The 11,610-nt window shown below is 53.7% G+C and carries 11 protein-coding genes and 1 tRNA gene; 2 read left to right on the top strand and 10 right to left on the bottom strand.

Annotated elements, in window-relative coordinates; translation table 11 throughout:
- Positions 1 to 229: 229 nt before the first annotated feature.
- Positions 230 to 712, top strand: coding sequence for a zinc ribbon-containing protein (locus AC1MDE_RS22660; RefSeq protein WP_058960798.1), 483 nt, complete (start codon positions 230 to 232; stop codon positions 710 to 712).
- An 85-nt stretch (positions 713 to 797) separates the two neighbouring features.
- Here the strand turns inward: AC1MDE_RS22660 and AC1MDE_RS22655 are convergent, their stop codons facing one another.
- The 9 genes from AC1MDE_RS22655 to miaB form a co-directional block, all read right to left on the bottom strand.
- Entirely contained in the window at positions 798 to 1,523 is a 726-nt protein-coding gene (locus tag AC1MDE_RS22655; RefSeq protein WP_034829065.1) for an amino acid ABC transporter ATP-binding protein, read from the bottom strand.
- Positions 1,524 to 2,201 (bottom strand): glutamate/aspartate ABC transporter permease GltK, encoded by a 678-nt coding sequence (gene gltK, locus AC1MDE_RS22650; protein WP_058960797.1) that lies wholly within the window; start codon positions 2,199 to 2,201, stop codon positions 1,524 to 1,526.
- Positions 2,201 to 2,941, bottom strand: a complete 741-nt coding sequence (locus tag AC1MDE_RS22645) for an amino acid ABC transporter permease (protein WP_034829069.1) — start codon at positions 2,939 to 2,941, stop codon at positions 2,201 to 2,203. The genes gltK and AC1MDE_RS22645 overlap by 1 nt, the downstream gene beginning before the upstream one ends.
- Positions 2,942 to 3,102: 161 nt before the next feature.
- On the bottom strand, positions 3,103 to 3,996 hold the full coding sequence (locus tag AC1MDE_RS22640; RefSeq protein ID WP_058960796.1) for a glutamate/aspartate ABC transporter substrate-binding protein: 894 nt from the start codon (positions 3,994 to 3,996) through the stop codon (positions 3,103 to 3,105).
- A gap of 439 nt (positions 3,997 to 4,435) precedes the next feature.
- Positions 4,436 to 5,962 carry an apolipoprotein N-acyltransferase gene (lnt, locus tag AC1MDE_RS22635; protein WP_058960795.1) on the bottom strand — a complete coding sequence of 509 codons (1,527 nt, stop codon included), beginning with the start codon at positions 5,960 to 5,962 and terminating at the stop codon, positions 4,436 to 4,438.
- 4 nt (positions 5,963 to 5,966) lie between these two features.
- Entirely contained in the window at positions 5,967 to 6,848 is an 882-nt protein-coding gene (gene corC / locus AC1MDE_RS22630; protein WP_034829075.1) for a CNNM family magnesium/cobalt transport protein CorC, read from the bottom strand.
- Between the two features lie 84 nt (positions 6,849 to 6,932).
- A complete protein-coding gene (ybeY, locus tag AC1MDE_RS22625) occupies positions 6,933 to 7,406 on the bottom strand; it encodes an rRNA maturation RNase YbeY (RefSeq protein WP_058960794.1) in 474 nt (157 codons plus the stop codon).
- The gene (locus AC1MDE_RS22620) at positions 7,403 to 8,476 is read right to left on the bottom strand and encodes a PhoH family protein (protein ID WP_058960793.1); all 1,074 of its coding nucleotides are present in this window, start codon (positions 8,474 to 8,476) and stop codon (positions 7,403 to 7,405) included. The genes ybeY and AC1MDE_RS22620 overlap by 4 nt, the downstream gene beginning before the upstream one ends.
- Positions 8,477 to 8,681: 205 nt before the next feature.
- Complete coding sequence (miaB, locus tag AC1MDE_RS22615; protein WP_058960792.1) at positions 8,682 to 10,106, bottom strand: tRNA (N6-isopentenyl adenosine(37)-C2)-methylthiotransferase MiaB; 1,425 nt, start codon at positions 10,104 to 10,106, stop codon at positions 8,682 to 8,684.
- 169 nt (positions 10,107 to 10,275) lie between these two features.
- Here miaB and ubiF point away from each other — a divergent pair, with 169 nt between their 5' ends.
- The gene (gene ubiF / locus AC1MDE_RS22610; RefSeq protein ID WP_480345108.1) at positions 10,276 to 11,448 is read left to right on the top strand and encodes a 3-demethoxyubiquinol 3-hydroxylase; all 1,173 of its coding nucleotides are present in this window, start codon (positions 10,276 to 10,278) and stop codon (positions 11,446 to 11,448) included.
- An 86-nt stretch (positions 11,449 to 11,534) separates the two neighbouring features.
- On the opposite strand, the gene AC1MDE_RS22605 is transcribed toward ubiF, so the two are convergent.
- Positions 11,535 to 11,609 (bottom strand) — tRNA-Gln (locus AC1MDE_RS22605).
- Position 11,610: the final 1 nt, after the last annotated feature.

Raw genomic sequence — 11,610 nt, 5'->3', positions numbered from 1 at the left:
TGCAGCCAACGCACCTGCGACTTGAAGTATGACGGGTTCGCATACATTTAGATCCGCATAGCATACCCATAAGGCTCTTCCTCAACAACATTTCACGCCCCGGCTGAGTGGATTTCTACTCAATGCGCCGCCGCTTTCACCCTTTTGCGATTTACTCCGCTTTCGTCACGGCAAATATGACAGAACAGCTAAACTTACTATCAGCTATTCCCGCGGAAAGGAGAACAAAATGAATAACGTGGCGCAGGAGTATCGTGCAACGATAGCGGCATTAACCCAGCGGCTGGAGCAGGGCGAGCGTGATGTTGATGCCCTGGTCGCTGAGGCACGGCAGGAGTTATTAGCGAAAAAGACGCTGACCTCTTCTGAAGTGAATGAGGTGATGCGGGCGGTCAGGCGTGATTTACATGAGTTCGCGCTCAGTTATCAGGAATCTTCAGATGTGCTCGGTGACTCCGTATTTTTGCGCGTCATTCGCGAGAGCGTATGGAAAGAACTGGCGGATATCACGGACAAAAGCCAGTTAGAGTGGCGCGAGGTGTTTCAGGATCTACGACATCACGGTGTTTATCAAAGCGGTGAAGTGGTGGGGTTGGGTAATCTGGTGTGTGAGAAGTGCGGTTTTACCCGGGCGATCTATACACCGGAGAGCTTAACGCGCTGCCCGGAGTGTGGGCACGATCATTTCCAGCGTCAGCCTTTTGAACCTTAATGAGCAGAAAACGATAAGATGCATCGCGCCGCTGCGTGCGTGATGGGAAATCACAGCCATGCAGTGGCGCGATGGATGGCGCTAATTAATGCAGGATCTTCGCGAGGAAGTCTTTTGCGCGGTCGGACTGCGGGTTATTAAAGAAGTCATCTTTGTTAGTGTCTTCGACAATTTTCCCTTCATCCATAAAGATCACGCGATTGGCCACTTTGCGCGCAAAGCCCATCTCGTGCGTCACCACCATCATGGTCATGCCTTCGTTCGCCAACTCCACCATGACGTCCAGCACTTCATTGATCATCTCTGGGTCGAGCGCAGATGTCGGTTCGTCAAACAGCATCGCGATCGGGTCCATACACAGCGCGCGGGCAATCGCCACACGCTGTTGCTGGCCGCCCGAGAGCTGTCCAGGGAACTTCTCCGCATGCGCAGCCAGACCAACACGCGTCAGCAGCTTGAGACCTTTCTCACGCGCAGCGGCTTTATCTCGCTTTAACACCTTGACCTGCGCCAGCACCAGGTTATCGACAATGCTGAGGTGCGGGAACAGTTCGAAGTGCTGGAACACCATACCAACTTTGCTGCGCAGTTGTGCCAGGTTGGTTTTCTTGTTGTTCACTTCGGTACCGTTAACCTGAATGCTGCCTTCCTGCACCGGTTCCAGACCGTTCACCGTTTTAATCAAGGTTGACTTACCTGAGCCGGACGGTCCACAGACCACCACCACTTCACCTTTTTTCACTTCGGTGGAGCAGTCGGTCAGCACCTGAAAGTGACCATACCACTTAGAAACATTTTTCAGGCTAATCATTTAAACCGTCCTCTTTCTTTTCAGATAGCTAACCAACAGTGAAGCGCTCAGGCTGATCACAAAATAGACCAGACCGGCAAACAGAACCATTTCAACCTGGGTACCGTCACGCTCGCCAATCGTCGAGGCGGTACGGAAGAAGTCAGCCAGGCTTAACACATACACCAGCGAGGTATCCTGGAACAGCACAATGCCCTGCGTCAGCAGCAATGGCACCATGGCGCGGAACGCCTGCGGCAGGATGATCAATTTCATTGATTGCCAGTGCGTCATACCCAACGCGAGCGCAGCATTCGACTGTCCGCGTGAGATGCTCTGGATACCCGCTCGGATGATTTCCGAATAGTAGGCCGCTTCAAACAGTGCAAAAGCAATCATGGCGGAAATCAGGCGAATGTCAGTTTTGGGGGAAAGTCCCAATACCTGTTGCAGTAATGCAGGCACCACCAGATAGAACCACAGCAGCACCATCACCAGCGGGACGGAGCGGAACAGGTTGACGTACAGCTTAGCGAACCAGCGAATCGGCGCGAACGGCGACAGACGCATCACGGCCAGAATCGTGCCCCAGATAATGCCGAACACCACGGCGACGGCGGTAATCTTGAAGGTGATGATCAAGCCATTCCACAAATAGGGCAGGCTGGGAGGAATCGAACTCCAGTCAAACTCGTACATTATTTGCCTCCCAGATTGCCGGGCAGGCGAATTTTACGTTCTACCAAACTCATAATCAGCATGATCACCAGGTTAATACCCACGTAAGCCAGGGTAATGGCGGTGAAAGATTCATAGGCGTGCGCCGAGTAGTCGAGCAACTTACCGGCCTGCGCCGCCATATCCACCAGACCAATGGTCGAAGCGATGGCAGAGTTTTTCACCAGGTTCAGCATTTCCGAGGTCATCGGCGGCACAATCACGCGATAGGCATTCGGCAGCAGCACGTAGCGATAAGTTTGTGGCAGCGTCAGCCCCATCGCCAACCCTGCGTTTTTCTGACCGCGTGGCAATGATTGAATCGCGGCACGTACCTGTTCACAAACGCGCGCAGCAGTGAACAAGCCGAGGCAAATGGTTGAGGAAACGAAGAACTGAATATTGGGGTCCAGTTCTGCTTTAAACCACATCCCCAGTTTTTCGCCAACCAGTTCTGGCGCCACCAGATACCAGAAGAAGAACTGGACGATCAGCGGGATATTACGAAACAGTTCCACGTAGCAGGTACCAATGGTCGACAGCAGTCGATTGGGCACGGTACGCAGAATGCCGAAGAAGGAACCTACCAGGAAGGCGATAATCCAGGCGCAGCAGGAAACCGCAACGGTAACCTGAAATCCGGACCACAGCCAGCCGAGGTAAGTCGTATTGCCGAACGGGGCCTGTTGTAAAAAGATGCCCCAGTTCCAATCGATACCCATAACGAGCTCCGGTAAAAAAAGGGTAGCGAGGCTACCCATAAGATTGTTGAGCGGTGTCTTGCGTCCTGCTTCAGGGGAACGACCTGTTGCAGTCTGTCTGTCCGCACCGCGTGTTCAGCAATCGAGAGGGCAGCCTAACTGCCCTTGTTTTCATTGTTAATTCAGAGTGCTTTATCGTTTGGTGCTTTGAACAGCGCCTGCATGTCAGAAGACAGCTCGAAGTTCATGTTCAGATTCTTCGGTGGGATTGGCTGTTTGAACCAGGTATCGAACCACTTAGCGGCTTCACCCGAGGTCTGCGCTTTCGCGATGGTTTCATCCATCAGCTGTTTGAACTGCGGGTCTTCTTTACGCAGCATACAGCCGTAGGCTTCTTTCGACTGAGGTGTGCCAGTGATCTGCCAGTCGTCTGGTTTCTTCGCTTTAGCACGTTCACCCGCCAGCAGCGCGTCATCCATCATGAAGGCCACGGCACGACCGGTTTCCAGCGTACGGAAAGAATCGCCATGGTCTTTGGCGCTGATGATGCGCATATCCATTTTCTTCTCGTCGTTCAGCTTGTGCAGCAGAACTTCAGAAGTGGTACCAGAGGTCACGACAACGGTTTTGCCTTTCAGGTCTGCGAAATCTTTGATATCGCCACCCTTTTTCACCAGCAGACGCGTACCGATGATGAAGACGGTATCGGAGAAGGCGGCTTGCTGCTGACGTTCCAGGTTGTTGGTGGTAGAACCACATTCAAAATCGTAAGTGCCGTTTTGCAGCAGTGGAATACGGTTCTGAGAGGTGATCGGCAGCATTTTTACTTGCAGATCAGGCTTGTTCAGCTTGGCTTTGATCGCCGCTACGATGGCGTTTGAGTAGTCTTGTGAATAGCCTACCACTTTTTGCTGGTTGTCGTAGTAAGAAAAGGGAACTGATGACTCACGATGCCCAACGACGATCACGCCGCTATCATTAATTTTTTTCAGGGTGCCGGTGAGATCTTCCGCCTGGGCCGCTCCCGCTGCTGCTCCCAACAGCAGAAGAGATAATGCCACTTTGCGTGTCTGCATGTTCCTACTCCTTTGAATGGATGTCGCGCAGAACATAAACTGCGCAGATTGTGATGTTGTGTGTATTTCGTGCTGCTTTTTTAGTTATCCCTTAGCGCAACTGCGCGCAGGATAGTGATTAACATAGCGAATTGTTAACGCAATGAAACAAAAAAGTTTGTTTTTTGCGAGCCGCTCCGCACCATTAAGAGGCAATAAAAAGCCATTGCGCCGTTTCGGTGCGTGTCAGTGCCAAATAATAGTGCGTGAACATGGCATTACGCTGACAAAACGCTGATGTTGAGAAAATCACTGAAATAAATAGCAATGATCGTGCCAGCACGGTGAAATGCGTGAAAAAGCCAGCAGAGAATCTGGTAAAGCGTAGCCGATGGGAGCGGAAAACAGCGCAAAAAAAAGGCGAAGTGAGCACTTCGCCTGTCAGAATGTGATCGGAGTGTCAGTGGCGGCGACGAATAATCGCCAGAACGATGCCGATTAACGTCAGAATCCATACCGGCCAGATGCCTGCTTTGGCATAAGGGGTCTCACCAGTGGTGGGTGTTACCCTGGCTTCCAGCACGTCACGCGTGAACTGCGGGATCTCTTTTTCAACCTCGCCGTTGGCATTCACCACCGCCGTGACACCGTTATTGGTGGATCGCAACAGCGGACGGCCCAATTCCAGTGCACGCATACGCGCCATCTGGAAATGCTGCCAGGGGCCGATGGAGTGACCAAACCAGGCGTCGTTAGATACGGTCAGCAGGAAGTTGGTATTAGGACGGAAGTTGGCTCGTACCTGCTCGCCCAACACAATCTCGTAGCAGATGGCGCTGGTAAGATCATAACCCGCCACCTTCAACTGCGGCTGCACATAGGCACCACGGCTGAACGATGACATCGGCAGATCGAAGAACGGCGCCAGCGGACGCAGCAGATCTTCTAGCGGCACAAACTCCCCGAACGGCACCAGATGGTTTTTCTGATATCGGTTATGGCTTTGATAGCTGTAAGGCTGCTCGCCGCCCAGCACAATCACGGAGTTGTAATCGTGGTAGCGGTTATCCCCTTCAACGCGTGAATCGACAATCCCGGTAATTAGCGAGCTGCCGCGCTCGCGCAGTTCGGCATCCAGCGCTTTGAGGAACGGCTGCTGATTGCTTTCAAGGTCGGTAATCGCCGATTCCGGCCAGATAATGATGGGCGCTTTGCCCATATAAGGCTGGCTGTAAGAGGTGTACACACGCAACGTATTCAGCAACTGCTGTGGGTCCCACTTCATCGACTGGGGAATGTTGCCTTGCACCATCGCCACGTCCACGCTGCGTTCCGGCAACGGCTGATACCATTGCAACATGCGCAGTGGCCATGGCAGCAGCAGCAATACCGCGGCCGCCACCAGGCTCTTCACCGTACGATGATAAAGCGCATGCACCAGCAGACCGGCGATCACCATCAACAGGAAAGTGATGGTTTCAACGCCCGCCAGCGGCGCAAGGCCTTTGAGTGGACCGTCGATCTGGCTGTAGCCGAACTGCAGCCACGGGAATCCGGTCAGGATCCAGCCACGCAGAAATTCGCTGATTTGCCACAATGCCGGTGCCGCCAGCACCAGACGCCACAAGGTCGCACGTGGCCACAGGCGATTAAGCACCGCCGCAAACAGCATCGGATAAATCGCCAGGTAAGCGGCCAGCAATATCACCAGGAAGACGTTAACCGGGCCAGGCATACCACCAAAGGTGGCGATGCTGACGTAAACCCAGTTAATGCCACTGCCGAACAGCCCAAAGCCCCAGACGAAGCCAATCGCGGCGGCTTGAGGGCTGCGGCGATCCAGTAGCAACAGTTGCAGTCCCGCCAGGGAAACTAATGCGGCAGGCCAAAAATCATAGGGAGAAAAGGAAAGGGTGCCAACGGCACCCGCAATCAAAGCCAGCAGCAGGCGAACCCGCTGCTGCGAGTAGAGAGAGGCTAAAGCCATAAAATTATTCGTCTTCCAGTTGCGGTTGTGGAGAGTCTTCCGGAATTTTCACATGCACCTGGATGATACGGCGGCTGTCGGCCATCGCGACTTTGAATTGGTAACCATCAATGTCGATGCTCTCACCGCGCGCGGGAAGGTGGCCGAATCCCTGCATCACCAGACCGCCAATGGTATCCACTTCATCATCACTGAAGCTGGTACCAAATACCTCGTTAAAATCCTCGATAGGCGCAAGCGCACGTACGGTATAGGTATGGCGGTTTAACTGACGGATATCACGATCTTCTTCATCGTCATATTCATCTTCAATTTCACCGACAATCAATTCGAGGATATCTTCAATCGTGACCAGTCCGGAAACGCCACCGAATTCGTCAATGACAATCGCCATATGATAGCGCTGGGAACGGAACTCTTTCAGCATGCGGTCAACACGCTTACTTTCAGGCACGACAACGGCGGTGCGCAGCACTTTCTCAATGCTGAAAGGTTCAGACGCGCTGCTCATAAACGGCAGCAGGTCTTTGGCCATCAAAATGCCTTCGACGTGGTCTTTATCTTCGCTGATCACCGGGAAGCGTGAGTGGGCGGAATCAATAATGACCGCAAGGCACTCTTCAAGGCTTTGGTTGCGTTTAAGGGTGATCATCTGGGAGCGCGGGATCATGATGTCACGCACGCGCTGCTCGGCAATATCCAGCACCCCTTCGAGCATGTCGCGGGTGTCCTGGTCGATCAGCTCTTTTTGCTCAGAATCGCGGATCAGTCCCAGTAGCTCATCACGGTTTTTGGGTTCACCGTGAAAAAGTTGGTTAATTAACAGGGAGAAAAATCCCTTTTTACTACTGGGTGCGTCGCTGTTTTGAGAATGGTCGTCGCTCATGGCGTTTTTATTTCGTTCTCTCTGGTGAGGGAAAGGAACTGCTGGCATCCGCGCCAGCAGCGCAATAACCTGAACCTAAAGGGATCAGGCGTCTTCTTTCTCCGAAATGTACGGGTCAGGATAACCAAGAGCAAGCATTATCTCGGTCTCCAGCGCCTCCATTTCTTCGGCTTCTTCATCTTCAATATGGTCATAGCCTAGCAGGTGTAGCGTGCCGTGGACTACCATATGCGCCCAGTGGGCTTCAACGGTTTTGCCTTGCTCTTCCGCTTCTTGCTCAACAACCTGACGACAAATAATCAGGTCGCCCAGCAGTGGCAGCTCAATCCCGGGGGGCGCTTCAAACGGGAAAGAGAGCACGTTGGTCGGCTTATCCTTACCGCGATAAGTCAGATTAAGCTCATGACTCTCCGCTTCATCCACCAGACGGATGGTGACTTCACTTTCCGGCTGGAAAGGCGTCGCGGCGGCTTCGAGCCAGCGCTGGAAAGCGGGTTCGGCTGGCAGGCCATTTTCATCGGCACAGGCCAACTGTAAATCTAAAATCACCGCGCTCATGAAGGCTCCTGCGGGCTGGATGGGGCGGCAAGTTGAGACGCTAGTGTTTCACGCTTGCGCTCTTCTGCCAGTTTGTCACGGCGCTTCTGATCGGCTTCTTCCCACGCTTCATAAGCATTCACGATGCGTGCGACAACCGGATGACGCACCACGTCTTCGCTGTGGAAAAAGTTAAAACTGATTTCATCGACTTCCGCTAAAACCTCAATGGCATGACGCAGGCCGGATTTGGTGCTGCGCGGCAGGTCAATCTGTGTGACGTCACCGGTGATCACCGCTTTGGAGTTGAAACCGATACGTGTCAGAAACATCTTCATCTGCTCGATGGTGGTGTTCTGACTTTCATCGAGAATCACAAAGGCGTCATTGAGTGTGCGGCCGCGCATGTAAGCGAGCGGAGCCACTTCAATCACATTGCGCTCCATCAGCTTTTCCACGCGCTCAAAGCCGAGCATTTCAAACAAGGCATCGTAGAGCGGACGCAGGTAAGGATCGACTTTCTGGCTCAGGTCACCCGGCAGGAAGCCTAGTTTTTCGCCGGCCTCTACCGCAGGGCGCGTCAGCAAAATACGGCGGATTTCCTGACGTTCCAGGGCATCAACGGCAGCGGCCACCGCCAGATAGGTTTTACCGGTACCAGCTGGGCCCACACCGAAGGTGATGTCATGGTCGAGGATATTAGCCACATACTGCGCCTGATTGGGCGTACGGGGTTTAATCACACCGCGCTTGGTTTTGATGTGAATCGCCTTACCAAACTCCGGCACGCTTTCGGCGGTTTGCTCCAGTACACGGCTCTCTTTGATCGCCAGATGCACCTGGTCCGGTTCAATATCCGGGATTTGGCCACGCACTGGCGCAGTACTCACGTACAGGTCACGCAGAATGTTGATGGCTGCGTCAACGCTGAGCGATCGGCCCACCAGTTTGAAATGGTTGTCCCGGCGGTTGATTTCGACACCGAGGCGTTTTTCCAGCTGCTTCACATTGTCATCAAACGGACCGCACAGGCTCATCAGTCGGCGGTTATCAGCCGGTTCAAGGGCGATTTCACGAGTTTCGATATTCAAATGAATCCTTTGGGTCACTCAGGGCCAGTTGAAGAAGGTGTATCCAATGCTCCATCACAGATTGAGCATCTATACGGAATTATTTATGGGGCAAGGCCCGGCTGCAAGTTACAGAAGCGATATTTGGGCGTTGCAGGTGGAATGCAAGGGGCACGGGATGAAACAGGCGGCAGCACCTTGTGCACTGCCGCGCAAAGTTGGAGTATCAAGGCTGGTAAAGACCGACACCGATGTCATTTTCACGGCGCGTGCGGGCTATCACCGCATCGGGGCTGAGGCTGACACGCAATGCCATTTCATCTTCAGTGCGGATCAGTTTGCCACGCAGCGAGTTGGCATGGACATCGACAATTTCCACGTCAACAAACTTACCGATCATCTCAACAGGCGCTTCGAAGTTCACCACGCGGTTGTTGTCGGTGCGTCCGGTCAGTTCCATGACATTTTTACGTGAGATGCCTTCTACCAGCACACGCTGTGTGGTGCCGAGCATGCGGCGGCTCCACGCCATCGCCTGCTGATTGAGGCGATCCTGCAGAATATACAGGCGCTGCTTTTTCTCTTCTTCCGAAACATCGTCAGGCAAATCAGCGGCAGGCGTACCCGGACGGGCCGAGTAGATAAAGCTGAAGCTGACATCGAAATTCACGTCGCCCACCAGTTTCATGGTCTGCTCAAAATCCTGCTGCGTTTCGCCAGGGAAACCAATGATGAAGTCTGAACTCATCTGAATATCAGGACGTGCTTTCTGCAGCTTGCGGACGATGGCTTTATATTCCAGCGCGGTGTGCGCACGCTTCATCAGCGTCAGGATACGATCGGCACCGCTCTGAACGGGCAAGTGCAGGAAGCTCGCCAGCTCTGGCGTGTCACGGTAGACATCAATAATGTCATCAGTGAATTCAATCGGATGGCTGGTGGTAAAGCGGATGCGGTCGATGCCATCAATGGCCGCCACCAGACGCAACAGTTCCGCGAAGCTGCAGAGCTGGTCATCAAAGGTCGTGCCGCGATAGGCGTTGACGTTTTGGCCCAGTAAATTCACTTCTCGCACGCCCTGCGCAGCCAGTTGCGCGATTTCCAACAGAATATCGTCACATGGACGGCTCACTTCCTCGCCTCGGGTGTAAGGCACCACGCAGAAAGTACAGTATTTGTTACAGCCTTCCATAATGGAGACAAAGGCCGTCGGGCCTTCTGCACGCGGTTCTGGCAGACGGTCAAATTTCTCGATTTCCGGGAAGCTGATGTCAATCACCGGGCTTTTCGTCCCGCGCACCTGATTCAGCATCTCTGGCAAGCGATGCAGCGTCTGTGGACCAAATACAATATCCACGCAATTGGCGCGTTCACGCAGGCGTTCACCTTCCTGCGAAGCGACACAGCCGCCGACGCCAATAATCACGTCAGGATTTATCGCTTTCAATTTCTTCCAGCGTCCTAACAGCGCGAAAACCTTCTCCTGCGCCTTCTCACGGATCGAGCAGGTGTTGAGCAGCAGGACATCCGCCTCTTCAGCGTCCTCGGTCAGGGTGTAACCGTGCGTGCTGTTCAGCAGATCGGCCATCTTTGATGAATCGTACTCATTCATCTGACAGCCCCAGGTTTTAATATGCAGTTTTTTGGTCATCGAACTAGCCATTGATTCAGAGCAGGGAAGTGCAGGGCGCGTATTGTAATGCTTTGCTGCTGTTGTGACCAGCACAGCAGGGTCTGAGATTGTGCAGCAAATTTCCGGTACACTTTATCTATCAACGTGATGACGTGAGCTATCGCGACAAGCAGAAGGATTAGAGTCAATGCAGGATTCACATTTTGATGTGGTGGTGGTGGGCGGCGGTATGGTTGGTGCCGCGCTGGCTTGTGGACTGGCACAGCAGCAATTTCGTGTGGCGGTGATTGAACGTGCCGAACCCGCTGCGTTTGATGCAGAAAGTCCGCCCGATGTCCGCCTTTCCGCGATTGGAGCCTCGTCGGTAGCACTGCTGCGTCAGTTGAATGTGTGGGAACGCGTGCTGGCGATGCGCTGTGCGCCTTATCGCAAGCTCGAAACCTGGGAGTGGCAAAGTGCACATGTGACCTTTGATGCTGCCTCGCTGGGCTTGCCAGAGCTGGGATATATGGTGGAAAACAGCGTGCTGCAACGTGCGCTGTGGGAAAAAATGCAGGAAGAGGGGATCACGCTGATTTGTCCCGCCAGCCTGCAGCAGCTTCAATCGCATCGTGGCGGCTGGCAGGTCCAGCTGGATAATGGCACCACGCTGGATACGCGGCTGGTGGTTGGCGCGGATGGCGCCAACTCGCGCGTGCGCCAGCTGGCGGGAATTGGCGTCCGTGGCTGGCAATACGCGCAGTCCTGCATGCTGATTAGCGTCGAATGTGAGCATGATGCGGGGGATTCGACCTGGCAGCAATTTACGCCAGAGGGGCCACGTGCTTTTCTGCCGCTGTTTGATCGCCACGCTTCTCTGGTGTGGTATGACGCACCGGCGCGTATTCGCCAGCTACAGGCAATGCCATTGTCACAGCTTGAAAAAGAGATTCATGCCCACTTCCCGGCACGCGTCGGGCGTATTCAGGTGAAGAAGGCGGCCTCATTCCCGCTGGTTCGTCGCCACGCTACGCGCTATGTTTTGCCAGGATTAGCGCTGGTGGGTGATGCAGCACACACCATCAATCCCCTTGCCGGACAAGGCGTAAACCTCGGGTATCGCGATGTTGATGCGTTGATCAATACGTTGGTGGAGGCGCGCAGCCAGGCTCAGTTATGGTCATCGGATGCGGTGTTACAGCGTTATCATCGTCAACGCTATAAAGATAATTTGCTGATGCAGGGGGGAATGGATCTGTTCTATTTTGCCTTTAGCAACACGCTGGCCCCATTGCGTTTTGTGCGTAATCTGGGATTGATTGCAGCGGAGAATGCTGGAGCGCTGAAACGTAAGGCGCTGAAGTACGCGTTGGGCTTATAGATGGCAGAGCGTCGCAGGGCGCTCATGGCAGTTTCCCGGATGCAGAAAACAATAAAGCCCGCAAAAGCGGGCTTTATTGTGCAATTTGGCTGGGGTGCAGGGATTCGAACCCCGGAATGCTGGTATCAGAAACCAGAGCCTTACCGCTTGGCGACACCCCAA

The sequence above is a fragment of the Pantoea folii genome, from assembly GCF_056678875.1.
The sequence above is the reverse complement of the archived record's forward strand: the minus strand, read 5'-3'. Positions and strand labels throughout refer to the sequence as shown.